This is a genomic window from Frondihabitans sp. GW821-FHT04F02 (genome assembly GCF_059420045.1).
The window spans coordinates 14,059-35,049 of the sequence record NZ_JBWKSZ010000001.1 but is presented as its reverse complement, the minus strand read 5'-3'; the positions used below and the strand labels follow the sequence as shown (position 1 = coordinate 35,049).

Genomic DNA, 20,991 nt, shown 5'->3' with positions numbered 1-20,991 from the left:
AGTGAAAGGACCCTCATGCACAAGCGCTTGAGGACGATCGTCGGCGCAGCGCTGACGACGGTCGCAGTCACCGCAGCCCTCGCCGGCTGCTCCAGCAGCACGGGCGGCACCGGCGGAGGCGGCGGAAACGCCGACCAGGTCGACGCCGCTCTGAAGGCCGGCGGAACGCTGACCTACTGGTCGTGGACGCCGTCCGGCGCCGCGCAGGTCGCCGCGTTCGAGAAGGCCTACCCGAAGGTCAAGGTCAAGCTCGTCAACGCCGGCACCGGCAACGACGAGTACACGAAGCTGCAGAACGCCGTGAAGGCCGGCTCGGGCGCGCCCGACGTCGCCCAGGTCGAGTACTTCGCGCTTCCGCAGTTCGCCCTGGCCGACTCGCTCACCGACCTGTCGCAGTACGGCTTCGACGACCTGAAGAGCAAGTACACGTCCGGCACCTGGGGCTCCGTCGACCTCGACGGCAAGCTCTACGGCCTCCCGCAGGACTCCGGCCCCATGGCGATGTTCTACAACAAGACGCTGTTCGACAAGTACAGCATCGCCGTGCCGAAGACGTGGGACGAGTACATCGCCGCCGCGAAGAAGCTGCACAAGGCCGACCCGAGCGCCTACATCAACTCCGACACCGGCGACGCCGGCTTCACGACGAGCATGATCTGGCAGGCCGGCGGCCGTCCGTTCAAGGTCGACGGCACCAAGGTGACCGTCAACCTCCAGGACGAGGGCACCAAGAAGTGGGCCGACACCTGGAACGAGCTCGTCGAGAACAAGCTCCTCGCTCAGACCCCCGGCTTCACCGACGACTGGTACAAGCAGCTCGCCGGCGGTGAGATCGCCACGCAGATCTCGGGCGCCTGGTTCCCCGGCGTCATCGAGTCGGGCGCCAAGGGCGGCTCGGGCGACTGGGCCGTGGCTCCGATCCCGACCTACGACGGCAAGACCGCCGTCACGGCCGAGAACGGCGGTGGCGCACAGGTCGTCATGAAGCAGTCGAAGAACCAGGCTCTCGCGGCCGGCTTCGTCAAGTGGCTGAACTCGTCGGACGGCAGCGTCAACACGTTCCTGGCCTCGGGCGGCTTCCCCTCGACGACCGCCACGCTCACGTCGAGCGACTTCCTCGCCACCAAGCCGGACTACTTCTCGAAGCAGCCGATCAACGAGGTGCTGAAGGGCGCCTCCGACTCGGTCGCCTCCGGATGGCAGTACCTGCCCTTCCAGGTGTACGCGAACAGCATCTACGCCGACACCGTCGGGCAGTCGTACGCGAACTTCTCCGACATCAACACGGGTCTCAAGGCCTGGCAGTCGGCGCTCGTGAAGTACGGCAACGAGCAGGGCTTCACGGTCTCCGCCAAGTAGCAGCACAGCACCACCAGCACTCCTCAGCAGAACGGGCGCGGCGCCCTCGCAGGGCCGCGCCCGTTCTGTCGATCACACCAGGAACGAGACCCACCATGACCAGCAGCCGCTTCGCGCTCGGCGCGACCGACTTCCTGCTCGACGGCGCACCGCACCGGATCCTCTCCGGCGCCCTCCACTACTTCCGCGTCCACCCCGACCACTGGGCCGACCGCATCGAGAAGGCCCGCCTGCTCGGCCTCAACACCATCGAGACGTACGTGCCCTGGAACGACCACGAGCCCGTCCCTGGCGCCTGGACGGCCGACGGCGCCCTCGACCTCGCGCGCTTCCTCGACCTCGTCCAGGCCGCCGGGATGCACGCGATCGTCCGACCCGGCCCCTACATCTGCGCCGAGTACGACAACGGCGGACTCCCCGCCTGGCTCTTCACCGACCCCGAGGTCGGCATCCGCCGGTTCGAGCCGCGCTTCATGGCCGCGGTCGAGAGCTACCTCCGTCGCGTCTACGACATCGTCGCGCCCCGGCAGATCGACGCCGGCGGCGCCGTGATCCTGGTGCAGATCGAGAACGAGTACGGGGCCTACGGCTCCGACAGGCAGTATCTCCGCGCTCTCGTCGACATCACCCGCGACGCCGGGATCACCGTGCCCCTGACCACCGTCGACCAGCCAGAGCCCGAGATGCTCGAGAACGGCAGCCTCCCCGACCTCCTGAAGACCGGCTCGTTCGGATCGCGCAGCCCCGAGCGCCTCGCGACCCTCCGCGCCCATCAGCCGACCGGCCCCCTCATGTCGTCGGAGTACTGGAACGGCTGGTTCGACTTCTGGGGCGGCGAGCACCATGTCACGTCGGCCGAAGCGCAGGCGCGCGACCTCGATGCGCTCCTCGCGACCGGGGCCTCGGTCAACCTCTACATGTTCCACGGCGGCACGAACTTCGGCTTCACGAACGGCGCGAACGACAAGGGCGTCTACGAGCCGACCGTCACCAGCTACGACTACGACGCCCCGCTCGACGAGGCCGGCAACCCGACGCCGAAGTACTTCGCCTTCCGCGAGGTCCTGGCGAAGTACACCGACGTGCCCTCCGGACGCCTCGACCGCGGCGAGTCCGACCTGCGGACCCCGGCCGTCCGCTCGATCGGCGCCATCGGCCTCCTCGAGGCGCTCGAGCACCTCGGCTCCTGGCGCGGCACCGGCACGACGCCGGCCACCTTCGACGAGATCGGTCACTTCCGCGGCCTGATGGCGCTTCGCACCGCCCTCCCTGGCAACGCCACGACGCTGCGGGTCGGCGAGGTGCGCGACCGCGCCACCCTGTTCGTCGACGGCGTCCTCGTCGGCGTCCTCGACCGGGCCAGCGGCGATCGGGCGCAGGAACTCCCGGCCGGTCGCGTCCTCACCGTCGTCGTGGAAGACCAGGGCCGCGTCAACTACGAGCGGCGGATCGGCGAGCCCAAGGGCCTGATCGGGCCGGTCGAGCTAGACGGCCACGACGCCGAGTGGGAGGCGCTCGCCCTCGACGTCGCGCACCTGGGCGACCTTCCCGTGACAGCGGATGCCGACCCCGCCGCCGCCGGCGTGCACCGGTTCGAGTTCGACCTCGACGAAGCGGCCGACCTCCAGCTCGACACGTCGGGCCTCGGCAAGGGCGCGGCGTTCGTCAACGGCTTCGCGCTCGGTCGATACTGGAGCGTCGGCCCGCAGCACACGCTGTACGTGCCGGGGCCGGCGACGCGGGCGGGCGCCAACGAGCTCGTGATCCTCGATCTGGCCGGGCCGGAGTTCCTGCCCTCGTTCGCGCCGCGGGCCGACCTCGGCCCCGTCGTCCGCGACACCCTCTCAGTACAAGGAGCCTGACCAGTGCGATCGCCCCTCACGCCGTACGTCGCCGACGACGAGCGCTACGCCAAGCTGCCCTACGACCGGATCGGCCGAAGCGGCCTGCGCCTGCCCCGGATCTCGCTCGGGCTCTGGAACAACTTCGGCTCCGACCGTCCGCTCGAGACGCAGCGCGACATCCTGCTGCGGGCGTTCGACCGCGGCGTCACGCACTTCGACCTCGCCAACAACTACGGCCCGCCCTACGGCTCGGCCGAGGAGCAGTTCGGCCGCGTCTTCCACGCGAATCTGCGCCCCTACCGCGACGAGATCCTGATCTCGACGAAGGCCGGCTACGACATGTGGCCCGGCCCCTACGGCGACGGCGGATCGCGCAAGTACCTGCTGTCGTCGCTCGACCAGTCGCTCGGCCGCCTCGGCCTCGACTACGTCGACATCTTCTACTCGCACCGACCCGACCCGACGACGCCGATCGAGGAGACCATGGGCGCGCTCGCCACGGCCGTCCGCCAGGGCAAGGCGCTCTACGTCGGGATCTCGAACTACGACCCCGCCCAGACGCAGGCGGCCGTCGATGCGCTCGCAGCCGAGGGCGTGCCGCTGCTCATCCACCAGCCCCGCTACAACATGTTCGACCGCAGGCCCGAGGGCGGGCTCTTCGACACCCTCCTCGCCAACGGCATCGGCTCGATCGTCTTCTCGCCGCTCGCCGGCGGACTCCTGACCGGCCGCTACCTCGACGGCATCGCGCCGGCCGGATCGCGCGCCGCCGAGGGGCGCTGGTTCACCTCCGACGCCTTCGACGACGACTACCTGACCCGCGCCCGCGGCCTCAACGCCATCGCCGAGGCCCGAGGGCAGTCGCTCGCCCAGCTGTCGCTGCTCTGGGTGCTGCGCCAGCAGGCCGTGACCTCGGCGCTGATCGGCGCCTCCAGCGTCGCCCAGCTCGACGACAGCCTCGACGCGCTGCACGGCGCCGACCTCACCGACGACGAGCTCGCCGCCATCGAGCCGCTCGCCGTCGACGGCACCGGCTCCAAGCGCTGACCGCCGCCCCGGACTGGGGTCGGACGCCTGGCGAGATGCGACACCCCGCTCCCCTATGATTCTCAAAAAGCGAGCCGTGATCACATCGTTCGCATCACCACAGCACGGGGGAACACACCACATGTCAGCACCACGTCTGCGCCGTCGCGCGCTCACGATCACCGCCGCTCTCGCCGGCACCGTCGGGCTCGCGCTCGCCGGCGTCGGTCCGGCGACCGCCGCCACGCCGTCCACGAGCACCACGAGCTCCGCTGTGTCGAGCCGCATCGTCGAGGCTCTGCACGAGAAGGGCCTCGGAACCCTGGGCAGCCGCTCAGCCGTCGCGCGCGCCCTCAGCGACTCCGGCATCACCTCGTCGGCTTCGCAGTCGCGCACCGTCGCGCCGTCGGCCGTCACACCCGCTCCCGCCGGGGTGCGTCCCGCGGCCGAGGTCGACCAGAACGCGAACCGCGACGCGGTCGTCGGCCAGGCCGTTCTCGGAGACGAGCTGTACGGAGCGGGCGAGGGCTACAACGCCGACGCCTCCGACCTCGAGCACTGGACGAACGTCGGCTGGAAGCCGGTTGCGGGCTCGCCGCACGAGATCGACTCGCAGGTCGTCAAGGTCGGCGACGCCGTCTACTTCACGGTGACGACCTACTCGAAGAACTACAACGCGAGCGCCACCCTCTGGAGCTACGACGGCACGACGTTCAGCGCGCTGAAGAAGTTCGACGGAGAGGTCGGTCTCGCAGCCGCGGGCTCGAAGCTGACGCTGCTCCAGTACACCTACGCCGACGACGAGGAAGACTCCTTCTTCGAGTTCAACCTGCCGACCGCCACGGTCTCCCAGTACGACGGCACCACCTTCACGACGCCGTTCGAGAGCAAGAAAGTGCTCTATGCGCCCATCGCGATCGGCGACACGCAGTACTTCATGGCGGTCTCGATCACCTCGTCGACGGTGAACTCGGCCATCTACCGCCTCGACGGCAGCAGCCTCACGCGCATCAGCACCGCACCCTTCGGCTACTCCGGAGTCGAGTGGGACGGCGCGTTCTACTACGGCGGCGTCTCGGCCAAGGGGGTCGAGGGCATCTACCGCTTCGACGGCACCGCCACGCCGACTCTCGTGAAGACCGGCGTCTCGTTCGCCGGCGCGTACAACCTGCCCGATGTCGGCACGTTCGACGGCGACCTGGCCTTCACCGGCCAGAAGCGCGACAAGACGCCGACGCTCTACACCTTCGACGGGACGACCACGGCGAGCGCCGGCCCGATCGGGACCACCGACTACGACTCCGCCGTCTTCCAGGAGTTCGACTCGAAGCTCTTCTACGCCGCGGACGGATGGGACGGCACGGACACCTGGATCTACGACCCGAAGGCGACCACGAGCGATCCCGCGACCGTCGTCGAGTCCTCCGTGCCGACGATCACGGGCACCCCGACGGTCGGCAAGGTGCTCACCGCCCTCGGCGGCGACTGGACTGCCACCGCGAAGCTCTCGTACCAGTGGCTGAGCGACGGCAAGGCCGTGAAGGGCGCTACCAAGGCCCGCCACCGCGTGACGGTCGGCGACTACGGCCACGCGATCAGCGTGCGAGTCACGGGCTCCGGCCCCGGGTTCACCCCGGCGACGCAGACCAGCGCCGAGACCGCCAAGCCGCTGAACGGCACCATCGACTTCTACCCGGAGATCTCGGGCAAGTCGAAGGCCGGCTCGACCCTCACGGCCAAGGCGTACTCGCTCACCCCGTCGACGGCGAAGCTGACGTACCGCTGGTACCGCAACGGCACGCCGATCATCGGCGCCACGAAGAAGACGTACAAGTCGACCTCGGGCGACGTGGGCAAGCGCCTGACCGTCGGCGTCCGCGCCTCGAACACGGGCTACGACGACGCCTCGATCCTGAGCGACCCGTTCGGCGTCCGCTCGAAGTAGAACCGATCACTAGAGACTCCAGCACCTGGTGGTCCGGCGCAGCCGCGATCGACAGGTGCTGGAGTCTCTTCGTTGAGCGACACTCGACGCCGAGCAACGTCGACGCGCGGTAGGTGAGGATAGCCTAAGCTAACCTCTCGTGACCCAGACCGCCGCGCCTGCCCCCACGCCCGCGCACGGCGCCGCAGTCGCGGACCGGCGGCGCGGCCCCGGGGGCAGGCGCGTGGGCATTCTGCTCGGCCTGGTCGTGGCCGTCGCAGTCACGGCGGCGGCGAGTGTGGCGTTCGGGAGCAACCACGTGCAGTTCCTGCGCGTGTTCGAGGCCCTTCTCCACCCCGGCGACGACGAGGCGACGACGATCGTCCAGGGCGTGCGGATCCCCCGGACGATTCTCGGCATCGTCGTGGGCGCCTGCCTCGGCGTGGCCGGCGCGGTCATGCAGGGGCAGACGCGCAACCCGCTCGCCGACCCCGGGCTGTTCGGCGTCTCGGCCGGCGCAGGTCTCGCGGTCGTCATCGGCGTCTTCGTGTTCGGGGTCGCCGACACCGGGCTCGACGTCTGGTTCGCCCTGGCCGGAGCCCTCGTCGCGAGCGTCGCCGTGTTCTCGATCACGGCCGCCGGCAGCGGCACGGCCAGCCCCGTCCCGCTGGCACTGGCCGGAGCCGCGGTCTCGGCGCTGCTCGACGCCTTCACCTCGTTCATCGTTCTCACCGACAAGGACGCCCTGAACGCGTACCGCCTGTGGGTCGTCGGATCGCTGTCGGGGCGCGATGCCGGCGTGATCTCGTCAGTGGTGCCGTTCGCGCTGGCCGGCCTGGTGCTGGCGTTCCTGAACTCGCGCGCCCTCGACAACCTGGGGTTCGGCTCGGACATGGCCCGCAGCCTCGGCCAGAACGTGCTCGTCGCCCGGATCACCGGCCTCGCGTCGATCACGCTCCTGACGGCGGCGGCCACCGCCGCCGCCGGGCCGGTGGGCTTCGTCGGACTCGTCGTGCCGCACCTCGCGCGGGCGATCGTCGGCGGGAGCCACCGGTACCTGATCCCCGCGTCAATGCTCATCGGCATCGCGCTCGTGCTCGGGGCCGACGTGGTCGGGCGGCTGATCGGCGGTTCGGGCGAGGTGCAGGTCGGCATCGTGCTTGCGGTGCTCGGCGGGCCGTTCTTCGTCGCGGTGGCGCGGCGCCGGTCGCTGGTGGCGCTGTGAGCGGGCGCGTGTCGACGTCGCCCGTTGCTGTGCGCGGGCCGGACAGGAACCCGCGAGCAGGCGTCGTCGTCGGCCCGATCGGCCTCGCCTGGCGGCCTCGCCTGATCGCCGTGACGGTCGTGGCTCTCGCCGCGGCCCTGGTGCTGCTCGTCGTCAGCATCGGCGTCGGCAGCGTCGCGCTGACTCCGGTCGACGTTGTCCGCGCGCTCACCGGCGGCGGCACCGACCTCCAGCGCCTGATCGTGCTGCAGCTGCGTCTGCCCCGCGCCCTCACCGGCGCCCTGGTCGGCCTCGTGCTCGGGATCGCCGGAGCCCTCACGCAGACGTTCACGCGCAACCCGCTGGCGACGCCCGACGTGATCGGCGTCACCTCGGGCGCTTCGGCGGGCGCCGTCGCGGCGATCGTGCTGGGCGGCGGAACCTACTCGGTGAGCACCCTCCTGCTGGGCGGCGGCATCCCGGTCGCAGCGACCCTCGGCGCCCTCATCGCGGCGGCACTGGTCTACGGACTCGGCTGGCGCGGCGGCGTCGAGAGCTACCGCCTCATCCTGGTCGGCATCGGCGTCGGCTCCGTCCTGACCGCGATCACCAGCTACCTGCTCGTCCGCGCCCAGATCTCAGAGGCCCAGCGGGCAACGGTGTGGCTCGTCGGCTCGCTGAGCGGCGCGTCGTGGCCGAGCCTCTGGCCCCTGCTGGCGGTCGCCTCGGTGGCCGTGCCGCTGTCGATCGCGACGAGCACGGCGCTGGGGCTGTCGCAGCTCGGCGACGAGACGGCGGTGGGCGTCGGCCTGTCGATCCAGCGCCACCGCCTGACGGTGATCGCCCTCGCCGTCGTGCTGACGGCCGCGGCCGTGGCGGCTGCCGGCCCCGTGGGCTTCGTCGCGTTCGTCGTGCCCCAGGTCGCTCTCCGGGTCGCAGGAACCTCCCGCCCCCCGATCGTCCTCTCCGGCCTGGTAGGCACCGCGCTCGTCCTGGCCGCCGACCTGGCGGGGCGGACAGTCTTCCCGGGCGAGGTGCCCGTCGGCCTCGTCACCACGGTCGTCGGTGCTCCGTACCTGATCTGGCTGCTGGTCCGCCACCGAAAGGAGCTCGTGTCGTGACGACGACCACGCTTCCCGCCCTCGAGGCCCGCGGCCTCCGCCTGGCCTACGACGGGCGCACCGTCTTCGCCGGCCTCGACCTCCGCATCGAGCCGGGTTCGGTCACGACCCTGGTCGGCGCGAACGGCAGCGGCAAGTCGACGCTGCTGAAGGCGCTCGGGCGCATCCTGAAGCCCTCCGCGGGCGAGGTGCTGCTCGAGGGCGAGCCGATCGCGCGCCTCGCCACCAAGGAGGTCGCGCGCCGCCTGGCTCTCCTGCCGCAGAGCCCGAGCGCTCCCCCGGGCATGAGCGTGCGCGACCTCGTGCTCCGCGGCCGCAACCCGCACCAGACCTGGGCGCGCCCCTGGTCGCCCGACGACGCGGCCGTCGTCGACCGCGCACTCGAGGCGACCGGCCTGACCGACGTCGCCGACCGCGATGTCGCGGCCTTGTCGGGAGGACAGCGCCAGCGCGTCTGGATCGCCCTCGTCGTGGCCCAGGAGGCCGCGACCCTCCTGCTCGACGAGCCGACGACCTTCCTCGACCTGACCCACCAGCTCGACGTGCTCCGCCTGGTCCGCCGCATCAACCGCGAGAGCGGCTCCACTGTGGTCATGGTGCTGCACGACCTGTCGCTGGCGGCGCGCTACTCCGACCGCCTCGTCGTCCTGCACGGAGGCGGCGTCGTGGCCGACGGCCCGCCCGCCGAGGTCATCACGCCGGCCACGCTCGAGCTCGCGTTCGGCCTGCGCGCCCGCGTCATCCCCGACCCCGTCACCGGGACGCCCCTGGTCGTCCCCGAAGACGACTGACCCCCTGCCACCACCGAAGGAATCCTGAATGAAGAGAATCGCCACCGCCCTGGCCGTCGTCGCCGCGGCCGCCCTCGCCCTGTCGGGCTGCTCCGCCACGTCGGGAGACAGCACCGGCACGGCCACGACCGCGACGTGGTCGTTCACCGACGACCTCGGCAAGACCGTCACGCTCGACCACCGGCCGACGAAGATCGTCGGCCAGGGCGAGACGGTGGTCTCGCTGATGAACTACGGCATCACGCCGGTCGGCACGTTCGGCTCGTTCGACATCACGAAGGACGCCCGCTACGAGAAGCTCGACACGAAGGGCATCACGCAGGTCGGCACCGAGTACGGCTCGTTCGACCTCGAGAAGCTCGCGGCGCTCCAGCCCGACCTCATCGTCGCCGACGTCTACCCGGTCGATGCGAAGGGCACGATCGACAAGGCTCAGCCCGACTTCGGCTTCTCTGACCTCGCGCAGATGAAGCAGGTCGAGGCGATCGCGCCCATCGTGACGATCGTCATGGGCGGCGACGGCGCCGACGTCATCTCGAGCATCGTGAAGCTGTCGTCGGCGCTCGGCGCCGAGTCCGGAACGATCGCGACCGCCAAGAAGGCGTTCGACACTGCGAGCGCGAAGCTCCAGGCCGCGGCGGAGGAGTCGAAGGTAAAGGTCGCGACGGTCTACGCCGACGCCGACGGCTACTACGTCGTCAAGGCGGCGGAGGACCCCGCACTCGATCTCTACGCCGACCTCGGCGTCGACTTCGTGAAGCCGACGCCCAAGGGCTACTACTGGGGCATCTACTCGTGGGAGAACGCGGGCAAGGCGGGCGGCGACGTGATCCTGCTCAACCAGTCGGGGTACCAGAAGAAGGAGCTCGCCGCGCAGCCGACGCTGGCGAAGACGGCGGCCATCACCTCCGACCAGGTCTACCCGTGGCTCTCGGCCGGCCTCGACTACGTCGGCCAGGCGGGCTACATGACCGAGCTCGCCGGCTACCTCGCCAAGTCGAAGGTCGTGACGAGCTGAGCCCCGATCCGCTGAGCCTGCGCGGCAGCACGCACGACGTCGGCGGCCTCCCGGTCTGGTTCCGCCGGCTGAGCGAGGCTCCGGCCGGGTCGCCGAAGGTCCTGCTGCTGCACGGCGGGCTCTCCGACTCGCGGGTCTTTGAACCGCTGGCGCGCAGACTGGCCGTCGACCACGACCTCTGGGCCTACGACCGGCGCGCGCACGGCCGGACGCCCGACACCGACGGCCCCCTGGGGTTCGAGCAGATGCTCGCCGAGGCCGTGGCCATGATCGAGGGGCCGATCGGCGGGCCCGTGCACGTCGTCGGACACAGCGACGGCGCGTCGCTCGGCCTGATGCTGGCCACCCGGCGGCCCGAGCTCGTGTCGTCGGTCGCGGCCTTCTCGGGCAACCTCGACCCGTCGGGCATGGCGCCGAGCACCCTCTCCCGCGCGGAGCTCGCCGAGGCCCTCGTCGAGGCCGTCGCTCCCGACTACGCCGCCGTCTCGCCCGACGGCGTCGGGCACCTCGCCGTGGTCGTCGACAAGGCCGTCGCCCTCTGGTACTCCGAGCCGAGCCTCACCCCCGACGACCTGGTGCGCATCACCTGCCCCGTGCTCGTGGCCTGCGGGGAGCGCGACTCGATCGAGCGCGCCCACACGCTGAGCATCCACGCCGCCATCGCCGGCGCCCGGCTCGCCGTCGTGGCCGGGACCGGGCACCTGCAGGTGGCGGAGGCGCCGGAGGCGTGCGCGGCGCTGGTGGCCGAGCTCGTGGCGGGCAGTCGCTAGCCTGAGCGCATGACCTCCGACGACCTGGCCGCCTTCGCGTACGGCCTGCCCAAGGCCGAGCTCCACGTGCACCTCGAAGGGAGTCTCGAGCCCGAGCTGCGGTTCGCCCTGGCCGAGCGAAACGGCATCGAGCTGGCCGAGAAGACCGTCGACGAGATGCGGGCGACGTACGTGTTCGACGACCTCACGTCGTTCCTCGCCGTCTACTACCCCGCGATGGCGGTCCTGGTGACGGCCGACGACTTCCACGACCTCGCCTGGGCCTACCTCGAGCGCGCCCGGGCCAACGGGGTGCGGCACGTCGAGATGTTCTTCGATCCGCAGGCGCACACCAGCCGCGGCGTGGCCTTCGACACCGTGATCCAGGGCCTGCGGCGGGCCGTCGTCCGCGCCGAGGCGGAGCTCGGGATCGACGCCGCGCTCGTGCTGTGCTTCCTCCGCGACCTGCCGGCCGACTCCGCCATGGCCACGCTCGAGGAGGCGCTCCCCTACCGCGACTGGATCGTCGGCGTCGGTCTCGACTCCGACGAGCGCGACAACCCGCCGACGAGGTTCGAGGCCGTCTTCCGCCGAGCGCGCGCCGAGGGGCTTCGGCTCACGATGCACTGCGACATCGACCAGGTCGGCTCGATCGACAGCATCCGCTGGGTGCTGGAAGAGCTGCGCGTCGACCGGATCGACCACGGCACCAACATCGTCGAAGACCCGGCGCTCGTCGAGGCCCTGGTGGGCTCCGGCATCGGCCTGACCTGCTGCCCCGTCTCGAACTCGTTCGTCACCGCCTCGATGAAGGGAGCCGAGATGGTCGACCTGCTGGCGCGAGGCGCGAGGGTGACGCTGAACTCCGACGACCCCGCGTACTTCGGCGGCTACGTCGCCGACAACTACGTGCGCCTCGCCGAGCAGTGCTCGCTCGGCCGCGACACTCTCGCCCAGCTGGCGATCAACTCGTTCGAGGCGAGCTGGCTGCCCGCCGAGCGCGTCGCGGCCTACGTCGCCGAGGTGCGGGAGTTCGTGGCGGCGCAGTAGGGCCGCCGACGGCGGGGCGCCTAGGCGGGGAAGAGCCCGTCGGGGTCGCCCACCGACGCGAGGTACGCCGAGCGCCGGGCGAAGAGGCCGGGCACGAGCAAGCGCACGCGGGCGATCAGCTCGGCGAGGTCGGCGTTCACGAGGACGCCGTCGCGAGCGACGACCGCGCCCGCGACCATGGTCAGCGACACGTCGGAGCCCTGGACGGCGTGCACGAGGTTGTGGTGCACGTTCGCGTACGGGCCCTCGCCGATCAGCGGTGTCATGCGGGGCGTGTCCGAGCGCACGGCGATGAGGTCGGCCTGCTTGCCGACCTCGAGAGAGCCGAGCCGCAGTTCCTGCCCCAGCGCCTTCGCACCGCCGACCGTCGCCATGGTGAGGACCTCCCACGAGTCCATGGCGGCGGCGTCCATCGTGCGGAGCTTGCCGAGGAGGGACGCGGTCTTGAGCTCCTCGAACATGTCGAGGTTGTTGTTCTCCTTCTCGCCGTCGGTGCCGAGGCCCACGGGGATCCCGGCAGCCAGGAACTCGGCGACGGGCGCCATGCCGCTCGCGAGCTTCATGTTGCTGACGGGGTTGTGCGAGATGCCGACGGCCCGGCCTGCGAGCACCTCGATCTCGGACTGGTCGAGCCACACGGCGTGGGCGAAGAACGCCCGCGGCGCATCGAACCAGCCGAGCTTCTCAAGAGCCTGGATCGGGCGCGCGCCGTACCGCTCGTCGAACTCGGCCAGCTCGATCTCGGACTCGCTCAGGTGCGTGTAGAGGCCGGTGTCGTAGTGGCGGGCCATCGCGATCGCCCGCTCGCGGCCGGCGTCGTCGGCGTAGAACGGGTGCTCGAGGCCGACCCACGGCACGATGCGGCCGTTCGCCGCCCCGCTCCAGTCGCGGAGCATGCGCTCGTTGTCGTCGAGCGTGTCGAAGTAGTCGTAGTCGGGGTGCGCGCCGGTGTAGTTGACAGTCACCAGCCGGTTGCCGAGCGTCTCGGCAGCCCGCGCCGCGCCGTCGAGGTAGCGCCACATGTCGACGACCGTCGTCGTGCCCGACAGGATGCCCTCGGCGTAGCAGAGCCACGCGGCGGCCTCGGCCTCCTCCGGCCGGAGCACTCGGTGCATCGGGTCGATGTGCAGCCGCAGCCACTCCCACACCGGCAGGTGCTCGGCCGTGCCGCGCAGCATGCCCGAGTGATGGTGCGCGTTGACCAGGCCGGGCATCAGCACGACGGCGCCCAGGTCGTCGCGCGCAGCGCCGGGATGCGCCGCCACGACGTCGTCGATCGTGCCGACCGCGGAGATGGCGTCGCCGTCGATCGCGACCGCTCCCCCGACGATCACGTCGAGGGCGGCGTTCATGGTGACGAGGTGGTCGGCGGTCAGGATGCGCATGCAGACGACACTAGTTGCCCGACTCCCCCAACGTGATCGACGGAGGAGAACGGGTGCGACTCGACTCGCGTGAGCGCCTGCGACTGTTCGACAGGTGCATAACAGACAGGCTCGATTATGTCCATCCCTAGGCCGGTTTATCTCGATGAGTGAGGATTATTCTCACTCGCGCGATTAGATGGATCAGGCGTGCGAGACGAGCGGGGTCTCACGGGCTTCGCTCGACAGCTCCTTCGGAGTGTCCGGTCGGGCGCACACTCCGAAGGAGACACCCATGGGCTACCTGGTCTACAACAGCGAGCGCCTCGACCTCCAGATCGAGGACCGCACCCTGGCCCACCTCCAGATAGTCATCATCAACAAGCTCCGCAAGAACGAGAGCTTCGCGTTCTCGTGGATGGACTCCCGCGAGTCGGGCGACGGGCGGTCGACCATCTGGGTGACGCCCGCGAGCGGCCTCCACTTCAAGTTCGCCGGCAGCCGCATGCCCGAGATCAGTGCAGCCTGGCTGCAGGTGCTCTACGAAGCCGCCGGCTCGGGACGCGGCCTGTACGTCGTCGACGAGCCGACCGACTCCGTGGACGTCACGATCGACGCCGACGCCACGACGCCGGTGGGGCTCCCCGAGCGCCCCCTGGGCACGGCGACCCGGGCTGCACGTCCGGCGGGATCCTGATCCGCACCGTGCTTTCCGCAGGGAGCGGTCGGTCACCCCGGGCCGCGGGCACACTGCACTCATGAGCGACGACACTGCGACTACCCACGACGGCCCCGCGCCCTCCTCCGACGGCCCTGCGCCCTCCCACGACGGCCCCGACCCCCAGCACACCCGCCCCGACGGAGTCAGCGACGAAGTGGTCACCGCCCTGGGCAAGCTCTCGGAGGGCCTCGAGGTGATCGAGCACGCCCGCGGCCTCCTCTACGGCTTCCACCGCCTGACCGGCATGGGCGACCTGGCGCTGGGCGAGGCCGCCGAGCTGCTGAGAGAAGCCGGGGCGCAGGAACTCGCCGACGCCCTCGAGCACGACGTCATCGGCCGCAACGCCATCCGCGGCCGCTGGACCTTCCAGATCGTCGAGGACTACGACGACGGCTACTACGCCACCGCCAAGGCGTTCGAAGCACGAGCGCGCGACGAGCTCGCCGACGGCAGGCGGCACCTCTTCGAGGCCGAGATGAAAGAGGACCGGCGCACCCACGGGGCGCCGCACCACGAGGCGACGCCCTAGGCGGCGGTCAACGGGTGGCGGCGAGCAGCGCCGTCAGCTCGTCTCGCACCCGCTCGAGCTGCGCCAGCGGCACGCCGAGCCGCTCGACGATCTGGCCGGGCACAGCCAGCGCCTTCTCGCGGAGCGCCTGCCCGGCGGGTGTCAGTGCGACGTCGAGCGACCGCTCGTCGCCGGGGTTGCGCTCGCGCGTGAGCAGCCCGGCCGACTCGAGCCGCTTGAGCAGGGGGCTCAGCGTGGCCGGCTCGAGGAACAGCTCGTCGCCCAGGTCGCGGACCCGGAGCGGGCTGCGCTCCCACAGGGCGAGCATGACGAGGTACTGCGGGTGCGTCAGCCCGAGCGGCTCGAGCACAGGCCGGTAGAGCGCGATCACGCTGCGGCTGGTGGCGGCGAGGGCGAAGCACACCTGGCGATCGAGGGCGAGCGGGTCGGCTAGCGGGTCGGCGAGATCGGTCTTCGACATGCGCCTAGATTAGCGCGTACACTAACTATTCGTGGACAAGCAGAAGGCACCGAACCCGTACGAGCACTCCCGCGGCCTCATCGGGCGGCTCAACCGCTTCCTGTACCCGATCGCCGGCCCGGCCTCGCTCGGCGCCGGGCACCCGGAGGAGCCGTACCGGGCGCCTGCGGATCCGTCGTGCCCGGTCTGCGGCACTCCGCTCCGCCTGCACGACATCCAGCGCGGCACCGCGTCGCGTCCGTCGCAGCTGAACTGCCCCGTCTAGACGCCCGCGCGGCCCTCGGCGAGCCAGGCGAGGCGCCGGAGGGCCTCGACGTTCCGGACGTTCAGGGTGGCCGCCATCAGCGGCGCCGGCACGAGCCGGCCCGGGCCCTTCGAGGCGTACTCCTCCATGCGCACGACGCACCCGCCGGGCCGCGGCTTTGCGTCGATGATGACCGTCGCCTCGCCGATCGGCCAGCCCTGAGCCACGAAGTGCGCGTGACGCGGGGCGTCCCACGCGACCACGTGCGTCGTGTCGTCGATGACGGCCGGCCACACGCCGAAGGAGTGGTGGATCTCTGCGCCCACGGCGGGCCAGGCGTCGTCGACCCCGCGGATCCGCGAGGCCCCGACGACCCAGCTCGGGAAGAGCCAGCCGTCGGCCAGCACCTCGAAGACGGCCTCGGGCGGTGCGGCGATGAAGCGGTGGCGGACGGACACGGTGCTCCTCTCAAGCCCCGACGGACAGATCGGGAAGGGTGTGGATGCAGAACTCGTGGCGGAGAGCGCTCCGCGCCGCGTAGGCGCCGCCGAGGCCGTGGACGCTCGGCCCGGGCGGCGCGGACGACGAGCCGAGGTAGACGCCGCGGACGGGCGTGCGCCACGGATCGACGTCGACGACCGGTCGGGCGATGAGCTGCCGGACGCTGGGTGCGCCGGTGGCGATGTCGCCGCCGACGTAGTTGGGGTTGTAGTTGCCGAGTTCCTGCGCCGTCTTCGATGCCGACGCGAGGATCGTGTCGCGGAAGCCCGGGGCGTACTTCTCGATCTGCCGGGTGATCGTCTCGGTCTGGTCGACGTCGGAGTCGCGGGGCACGTGGCTGTAGGTCCAGAGCACGGCCTTGCCCTCGGGCGCGCGCGTCGGGTCGACGGTGCCGGGTTGGACGGCCAGGACGAACGGCACGTCGGCGTGGCGGCCCTGCGCCACCTGGCGCTCCGAGAGCGCGACGCCGGCCCGGTCTCCGCCGAGGTGGACGGTGGGCGAGCGGCGGACGGTCTCGTTCAGCCACGGGACGGGCTCCGACAGCGCGAAGTCGACCTTGGAGGCGGCGTTGCCGTAGCGGAAGCGGCGGAGCGCACGGGAGTACCAGCCCGGGAGGCGTTCGCCGCCGATGTCGGCGAGCGAGCGGGCGCTGACGTCGAGCACGACCGCCTGGGCGTGGCCGACCTCGTCGAGCGAGGCGACCTCGACGCCGGTCTCGATCGTGCCGCCGTGGGCGACGACGTCGGCGGCCATCGCGTCGACGATGCTCTGGCTGCCGCCTTCGGGGAGAGGCCAGCCGCGAGCGTGAGCGTGCACAGCCAGCGCGAGGCCTGCCGCCGACGCCGAGAGGCTGGGCATGGGCCGGATCGCGTGCGCCATGACGCCCGCGAGCATGGACGGTGCCAGGTCGCTGCGCCAGCGCTCGTTCCACCACGGCATGCCTTGATCGAGCATCGACAGTCCGAACAGGGCGATGGTTGCCGGGTGTCGGGGAACCTGGAGCAGGGCGGAGAGGGAGAACTCGGCCAGAGCATCGTCCCTGTCGACGAGGTCGGCGAGCAGACGGCGGTACGAGGGGCCGTCGACGCCGAGGCCGGCCACCGTCTGCTCGAGGTCGCGGTAGGCGATGCCGGCTCGGCCGCCGTCGAGGGGGTGCGCATAGCTGACGTCCGGCGTGAGCATCCGGATGCGCTTGTCGAGCTCGAACCGGCGGAAGAACCCCGACACGGCGCCCATCGGGTGCACGGCCGAGCAGACGTCGTGCCGGAACCCGGGCAGGGTCAGCTCGGCTGTGCGCGCTCCCCCGCCGATCGTGTCGTTCCGCTCGAGGACGGTGACCTTCACGCCGGCGCGCGCGAGCACGACCGCAGCCGCCAGGCCGTTGGGCCCGGCGCCGACCACGATCGCGTCGTCGGTCACGCGCGCTTCTTGAGACCGGCCACGAGGGCGCCGACGCCGGCCGCCGCAGCGCCGATGGCGGCGACGTACGACACGGTGCGGTGCTGGGTGTACCAGATCTGCGGGCTGGTCGATTTCGCCTTGTCGCTGAAGATGCCGCGCGACCCGTGGTCGCCGGCGACAGGCTCGTAGAGGTTGGACGGCAGCATGGGGTCCTTCTTATCAGGAGCCTGCTGGCCGGAGTAGCCCGTCTTCGCCAGGTACACGTCGAGGAACGGAGCGACGAAGCGGTTGCCCAGCACGGTCATGACGGTCGGCTCGCCGATCCAGCTGCGACGTCGCGGGCTGTCGGCGACGTCGGCCACGGCGCGGGCGCACGTCTCGGGCTCGAAGATCGTGGGCACCGGCTGCGGGTGATGCGGCAGCTGCGACTTCACCCAGTTGAACTGGACGGTGTTCATCGCCGGCATGTCGACCTGCGAGATGCGCACGGCGCTCTTGTCGTGGATCAGCTCGGTCAGAACCGACTCGGTGAAGCCGGTGATCGCGTGCTTCGACGCGCAGTAGGCCGCCTGGAGCGGGATGCCGCGGTGCGCCAGCGCCGAGCCGATCTGGATGATGTGGCCGCGGTTGCGCGGTTTCATGCGCGTCAGGGCTGCGCGGGTGCCGTTGACGAAGCCGAAGAAGTTGACCTGAACAGCGCGCTCGAAGTCGCGCGGCTCGGTGGTGACGAACTCGCCGAACACGCCGGCCATCGCGTCGTTGACCCAGAGGTCGATCTCGCCCAGCTCGCGTTCGATCTGCTCGGCCGCCGCCTCGACGGCGTCGTTGTCGGCCACATCGACCGAGAGGGGCAGGGCCCGCCGGCCAGCGCGCCTCACATCGGCCGCGGCGCCCTGCAGGCCGTCCTCGCCCCGGGCCAGGATCGCGACGTCCCAGCCCCGCTCGGCGAGCTCTCGCACGATGGCGCGGCCGAGGCCTGCGGTTCCTCCGGTGACTACTGCGATCTTGGCGGGCATGGAACTCCTTGGGTCGGCTCTCCAGTCTGCTCACTCGCCGCTGTGGAGGGGTACAGGGAGGAGTGCGCGCGCCGAACGCCGCGGAGCCGGGCAAGATGGCCCCATGACGACGCTCGACCGCATCCGCCAGATCACCGTCGCCGTGTGCGCCGTTCTCGCCATCGTCGGGTCGTTCATCGGCTCCGGCGCGGCCGGCGGCACGCCGATCGCCGAGGCCGCCGGCGGGGCGCTCGCCGCCGACGCCACTCTCGTCGCACCCGGCACCGGCGCGTTCCAGATCTGGGGCATCATCTACGTCGGCCTCCTCGCCTACGCCGTGTGGCAGTTCGTGCCCGCGCAGGCGACGGCCGAGCGCCACCGCCGGCTGGGCTGGTGGGTCGCCGCATCGCTGCTGCTGAACGCGGCGTGGATCCTCAGCATCCAGTTCGACCAGCTGTGGCTGAGCGTGCCGGTCATCGTCGTGCTTCTCGTCGTGCTCGGCATCACGTTCCGCATCGCGTACTCGACCGTCTCGACGAACCCCCTCGACGCGGTGTTCACCGACGGCACGATCGGCCTCTACCTCGGCTGGGTCTGCGTCGCGACGGTCGCCAACGTCACGGCGTGGCTCGTCGACCTCGGCTTCGACGGCCTCGGCATCGCCCCCGAGGCCTGGTCGGCCGCCGTCGTCATCGTCGCGGGGCTGGTCGGCGTCCTGCTGGCGGTCGTCGGGAACGGGCGCCTCACGCCCGCGATCTCGCTCTCGTGGGGGCTGGTCTGGATCGCCATCGCCCGACTCTCGGGTGCGCCGCAGTCGACGCCGACGGCGGTCGCCGCCCTGGTCGTCGTGGCTGGCGTGCTCGTCGTCACCGCAGTGTTCCGGGGCCGGCGCCCATCGCGCCACCCCGCGCGCGTGCCGTCGCCCCGCTAGCCGCCCGCCAGCAGCTCGGCCTCCGCAGCGACGCTCAGCCCCGCCCGCCGCACCCGGCCGACACCGCGCTCGACCTCGTCGACGAGAGTCCGAGCGATCGTCTCGCGCAACGGCCGGAGCACGCCGCGCGACGCCACGAACTCCCTGTTGCAGCGCCGGGCGAAACCCGTCGCGTCAGCGGGAAGCCACAGCGGCAGCGAGCGGGGGCCCGCCCAGTAGTCGACTCCGGCGGCGATCAGCGCGGCGTCGTCGAGGGGGCGGAGTGCGCCGTCGAAGCCCACGACGTCGGCGACCTCGGCGAGGTACATGCCGAACGGCACGGGCTCGCCGACGGCGTTGACGATGCCGGTGCGGCGGCGCGTTCCTGCGCTTGTGATCCAGGAGGCGAGGTCGCCGACATCGATGGCCTGGACGAACCGGTCGTCCGTCTCGGGCACGACGACCGCGCCGCCCCGGCTGAGGCGGGCCGGCCAGTAGCCGAAGCGGTCGGTCGGGTCGCCGGGGCCGACGATGAGGCCGGCCCGGGCGATCAGCAGGCGGTCTCCCACCGCGTCCGCCGTGTCGCGTTCTGCGGCGACCTTCTGCTCGCCGTACCCGTCGGGCCCGGGCTCGAGAAGCCGGGCCGACTCGTCGGCGCCGGGCTCGTCGTCGCGGGCGTAGACCGAGATCGTCGACACGAGCGTCCAGTGCGCGGCCCGAGCGGCGAGCGCTTCGAGGGCGGAGCGCACGAGCTCGGCGTCGTACGAGATCTCGACGACGTCGTCCCAGTCGCCGGTCAGCGCGTCGTAGGCGCCCGGCTGCCGGCGGTCGGCGCGCACCAGGCGGGCCCCGACGGGCACGTCGCCGGAGTCGCCGCGCGCGAGGCACACCACCTCCGCGCCGCTGTCGACGGCCCGGCGGGCGATCTCGCGCGCCAGCCAGGCCGTGCCGCCGAGGATCAGCACGCGTCTCATGCCCCCACGCAACCACGCCGGCCCCGGGCGCGGCTGGCCCGTCCGCTCCCGGCAGACGCCGCAGAGAAATTCAAGGAGATTGTGACGTCGGCCCCGGGTCGATCGCCGTGCCGCGGCCCCCAGGGTGAGAATCTCCTTGCATTTCTGGGAGCGCAGGAGCGCAGGAACTCAGCCGCCCGCCAGCGCCACCATCTCGGCGACGGTCCCGCGCAGCGCGGCGGCCAGCGCCGTCCGCGACACGACCGGTTCGCCGTGCACGGCCACCATGAACGCGCTCATGACGAACGCCACGGCGACGTACGCCACGTGGTCTCCGGCGGGCTCGGCCGTTCCGGTGCGCTCGGCGACGGCCGACACGATCGCCCCGCGAAGCTCCTCCATCCACGCGTGCACGGTCGGCACGAGCTCGGGGTGCTGGTCGATGAGCCGCTTCATGCGGACCCGGTCGGCCGGGAGGTCGATGGTGTGGGCGACGAGCTCGCACAGGTCGCCGATGAGGTCGGCCTGGCCCCTCCCCTGCCGGAACCGCTCCAGCACGTCGTCGCGCACCACCGGAGGGGTGAGCCCGACAGCGGCGGCGGCCTTCGACGGAAAGTAGTTGAAGAACGTGCGGGTCGACACGTCGACCTCGGCGCAGATCTCCTCGACTGTCACTCCGGCGAGGCCGCGCTCGAGCACGAGCGTCGTCGCGGCCTCGTGGAGGGCCTGCCAGGTGCGCTGCTTCTTGCGCGCCCGGAGGGAGGCGGCCTCGTCCGGGTCGGACGAGGCGAGCCACTCGGGGGCGGGCGCCGTGCTGGTCGTCACGA

21 protein-coding genes are annotated in these 20,991 nt (G+C 71.3%); 14 read left to right on the top strand and 7 right to left on the bottom strand.

Annotation, left to right across the window (positions count from 1 at the left end; all coding sequences use genetic code 11):
* The first annotated feature begins 15 nt into the window (after nucleotides 1-15).
* The 10 genes from AC07TY_RS00150 to add all read left to right on the top strand — a co-directional run bounded on the left by AC07TY_RS00150 (nucleotide 16) and on the right by add (nucleotide 12,086).
* The gene (locus AC07TY_RS00150; protein WP_123505096.1) at nucleotides 16-1,359 is read left to right on the top strand and encodes an ABC transporter substrate-binding protein; all 1,344 of its coding nucleotides are present in this window, start codon (nucleotides 16-18) and stop codon (nucleotides 1,357-1,359) included.
* A 95-nt stretch (nucleotides 1,360-1,454) separates the two neighbouring features.
* Entirely contained in the window at nucleotides 1,455-3,221 is a 1,767-nt protein-coding gene (locus AC07TY_RS00145; protein ID WP_494783954.1) for a glycoside hydrolase family 35 protein, read from the top strand.
* 3 nt (nucleotides 3,222-3,224) lie between these two features.
* The gene (locus AC07TY_RS00140) at nucleotides 3,225-4,250 is read left to right on the top strand and encodes an aldo/keto reductase (protein WP_494783953.1); all 1,026 of its coding nucleotides are present in this window, start codon (nucleotides 3,225-3,227) and stop codon (nucleotides 4,248-4,250) included.
* Nucleotides 4,251-4,371: 121 nt separating this feature from the next.
* The gene (locus AC07TY_RS00135) at nucleotides 4,372-6,174 is read left to right on the top strand and encodes a hypothetical protein (RefSeq protein ID WP_494783952.1); all 1,803 of its coding nucleotides are present in this window, start codon (nucleotides 4,372-4,374) and stop codon (nucleotides 6,172-6,174) included.
* Nucleotides 6,175-6,313: 139 nt separating this feature from the next.
* Entirely contained in the window at nucleotides 6,314-7,378 is a 1,065-nt protein-coding gene (locus tag AC07TY_RS00130; RefSeq protein WP_494783951.1) for a FecCD family ABC transporter permease, read from the top strand.
* Nucleotides 7,375-8,478 (top strand): FecCD family ABC transporter permease, encoded by a 1,104-nt coding sequence (locus AC07TY_RS00125; protein WP_494783950.1) that lies wholly within the window; start codon nucleotides 7,375-7,377, stop codon nucleotides 8,476-8,478. Before AC07TY_RS00130 ends, AC07TY_RS00125 begins: the two co-directional genes overlap by 4 nt.
* On the top strand, nucleotides 8,475-9,269 hold the full coding sequence (locus tag AC07TY_RS00120) for an ABC transporter ATP-binding protein (RefSeq protein WP_123505101.1): 795 nt from the start codon (nucleotides 8,475-8,477) through the stop codon (nucleotides 9,267-9,269). Before AC07TY_RS00125 ends, AC07TY_RS00120 begins: the two co-directional genes overlap by 4 nt.
* Nucleotides 9,270-9,297: 28 nt before the next feature.
* On the top strand, nucleotides 9,298-10,287 hold the full coding sequence (locus tag AC07TY_RS00115) for an ABC transporter substrate-binding protein (RefSeq protein WP_494783949.1): 990 nt from the start codon (nucleotides 9,298-9,300) through the stop codon (nucleotides 10,285-10,287).
* Nucleotides 10,194-11,057 (top strand): alpha/beta fold hydrolase, encoded by an 864-nt coding sequence (locus AC07TY_RS00110; protein WP_494783948.1) that lies wholly within the window; start codon nucleotides 10,194-10,196, stop codon nucleotides 11,055-11,057. Before AC07TY_RS00115 ends, AC07TY_RS00110 begins: the two co-directional genes overlap by 94 nt.
* Before the next feature lie 9 nt (nucleotides 11,058-11,066).
* On the top strand, nucleotides 11,067-12,086 hold the full coding sequence (gene add, locus AC07TY_RS00105; RefSeq protein ID WP_494783947.1) for an adenosine deaminase: 1,020 nt from the start codon (nucleotides 11,067-11,069) through the stop codon (nucleotides 12,084-12,086).
* A 20-nt stretch (nucleotides 12,087-12,106) separates the two neighbouring features.
* Here add and AC07TY_RS00100 read toward each other — a convergent pair whose 3' ends face one another.
* Entirely contained in the window at nucleotides 12,107-13,471 is a 1,365-nt protein-coding gene (locus tag AC07TY_RS00100) for an amidohydrolase family protein (protein ID WP_494783946.1), read from the bottom strand.
* A 274-nt stretch (nucleotides 13,472-13,745) separates the two neighbouring features.
* Here AC07TY_RS00100 and AC07TY_RS00095 point away from each other — a divergent pair, with 274 nt between their 5' ends.
* Nucleotides 13,746-14,147, top strand: coding sequence for a DUF7882 family protein (locus AC07TY_RS00095; protein WP_488626664.1), 402 nt, complete (start codon nucleotides 13,746-13,748; stop codon nucleotides 14,145-14,147).
* Nucleotides 14,148-14,208: 61 nt separating this feature from the next.
* A complete protein-coding gene (locus AC07TY_RS00090; RefSeq protein WP_494783945.1) occupies nucleotides 14,209-14,700 on the top strand; it encodes a hypothetical protein in 492 nt (163 codons plus the stop codon).
* 7 nt (nucleotides 14,701-14,707) lie between these two features.
* On the opposite strand, the gene AC07TY_RS00085 is transcribed toward AC07TY_RS00090, so the two are convergent.
* A complete protein-coding gene (locus AC07TY_RS00085; protein WP_494783944.1) occupies nucleotides 14,708-15,160 on the bottom strand; it encodes a MarR family winged helix-turn-helix transcriptional regulator in 453 nt (150 codons plus the stop codon).
* Between the two features lie 31 nt (nucleotides 15,161-15,191).
* Here AC07TY_RS00085 and AC07TY_RS00080 point away from each other — a divergent pair, with 31 nt between their 5' ends.
* The gene (locus tag AC07TY_RS00080; protein ID WP_233579825.1) at nucleotides 15,192-15,425 is read left to right on the top strand and encodes a hypothetical protein; all 234 of its coding nucleotides are present in this window, start codon (nucleotides 15,192-15,194) and stop codon (nucleotides 15,423-15,425) included.
* On the opposite strand, the gene AC07TY_RS00075 is transcribed toward AC07TY_RS00080, so the two are convergent.
* Genes AC07TY_RS00075 through AC07TY_RS00065 form a run of 3 tightly spaced genes read right to left on the bottom strand, consistent with a single transcriptional unit; the run spans nucleotide 15,422 to nucleotide 18,322 of the window.
* Nucleotides 15,422-15,862, bottom strand: coding sequence for an SRPBCC family protein (locus tag AC07TY_RS00075; protein ID WP_494783943.1), 441 nt, complete (start codon nucleotides 15,860-15,862; stop codon nucleotides 15,422-15,424). The two genes, AC07TY_RS00080 and AC07TY_RS00075, sit on opposite strands and share 4 nt — an antisense overlap.
* Nucleotides 15,863-15,872: 10 nt before the next feature.
* Nucleotides 15,873-17,324, bottom strand: coding sequence for a phytoene desaturase family protein (locus tag AC07TY_RS00070; protein WP_494783942.1), 1,452 nt, complete (start codon nucleotides 17,322-17,324; stop codon nucleotides 15,873-15,875).
* Nucleotides 17,321-18,322 (bottom strand): SDR family oxidoreductase, encoded by a 1,002-nt coding sequence (locus AC07TY_RS00065; protein ID WP_494783941.1) that lies wholly within the window; start codon nucleotides 18,320-18,322, stop codon nucleotides 17,321-17,323. Before AC07TY_RS00065 ends, AC07TY_RS00070 begins: the two co-directional genes overlap by 4 nt.
* 103 nt (nucleotides 18,323-18,425) lie before the next feature.
* Between AC07TY_RS00065 and AC07TY_RS00060 the strand changes: the two genes are divergently transcribed.
* Nucleotides 18,426-19,232, top strand: a complete 807-nt coding sequence (locus tag AC07TY_RS00060) for a TspO-related membrane protein (RefSeq protein WP_488626668.1) — start codon at nucleotides 18,426-18,428, stop codon at nucleotides 19,230-19,232.
* Here the strand turns inward: AC07TY_RS00060 and AC07TY_RS00055 are convergent.
* Together AC07TY_RS00055 and AC07TY_RS00050 are read right to left on the bottom strand one after the other, a co-directional pair.
* Nucleotides 19,229-20,185: an NAD-dependent epimerase/dehydratase family protein gene (locus AC07TY_RS00055; protein ID WP_494783940.1), complete on the bottom strand. Its 957-nt coding sequence runs from the start codon at nucleotides 20,183-20,185 to the stop codon at nucleotides 19,229-19,231. The genes AC07TY_RS00060 and AC07TY_RS00055 overlap by 4 nt on opposite strands.
* Nucleotides 20,186-20,353: 168 nt before the next feature.
* Complete coding sequence (locus AC07TY_RS00050) at nucleotides 20,354-20,989, bottom strand: TetR/AcrR family transcriptional regulator (RefSeq protein WP_488626670.1); 636 nt, start codon at nucleotides 20,987-20,989, stop codon at nucleotides 20,354-20,356.
* Nucleotides 20,990-20,991 lie beyond the last annotated feature (2 nt).

Coding starts and splice junctions, on each gene's coding strand:
- AC07TY_RS00150 (WP_123505096.1), top strand. CDS start 16: ATGCACAAGCGCTTGAGGACGATCGTCGGCGCAGCGCTGACGACGGTC.
- AC07TY_RS00145 (WP_494783954.1), top strand. CDS start 1,455: ATGACCAGCAGCCGCTTCGCGCTCGGCGCGACCGACTTCCTGCTCGAC.
- AC07TY_RS00135 (WP_494783952.1), top strand. CDS start 4,372: ATGTCAGCACCACGTCTGCGCCGTCGCGCGCTCACGATCACCGCCGCT.
- AC07TY_RS00115 (WP_494783949.1), top strand. CDS start 9,298: ATGAAGAGAATCGCCACCGCCCTGGCCGTCGTCGCCGCGGCCGCCCTC.
- add (WP_494783947.1), top strand. CDS start 11,067: ATGACCTCCGACGACCTGGCCGCCTTCGCGTACGGCCTGCCCAAGGCC.
- AC07TY_RS00100 (WP_494783946.1), bottom strand. CDS start 13,471: ATGCGCATCCTGACCGCCGACCACCTCGTCACCATGAACGCCGCCCTC.
- AC07TY_RS00095 (WP_488626664.1), top strand. CDS start 13,746: ATGGGCTACCTGGTCTACAACAGCGAGCGCCTCGACCTCCAGATCGAG.
- AC07TY_RS00090 (WP_494783945.1), top strand. CDS start 14,209: ATGAGCGACGACACTGCGACTACCCACGACGGCCCCGCGCCCTCCTCC.
- AC07TY_RS00085 (WP_494783944.1), bottom strand. CDS start 15,160: ATGTCGAAGACCGATCTCGCCGACCCGCTAGCCGACCCGCTCGCCCTC.
- AC07TY_RS00065 (WP_494783941.1), bottom strand. CDS start 18,322: ATGCCCGCCAAGATCGCAGTAGTCACCGGAGGAACCGCAGGCCTCGGC.
- AC07TY_RS00060 (WP_488626668.1), top strand. CDS start 18,426: ATGACGACGCTCGACCGCATCCGCCAGATCACCGTCGCCGTGTGCGCC.
- AC07TY_RS00055 (WP_494783940.1), bottom strand. CDS start 20,185: ATGAGACGCGTGCTGATCCTCGGCGGCACGGCCTGGCTGGCGCGCGAG.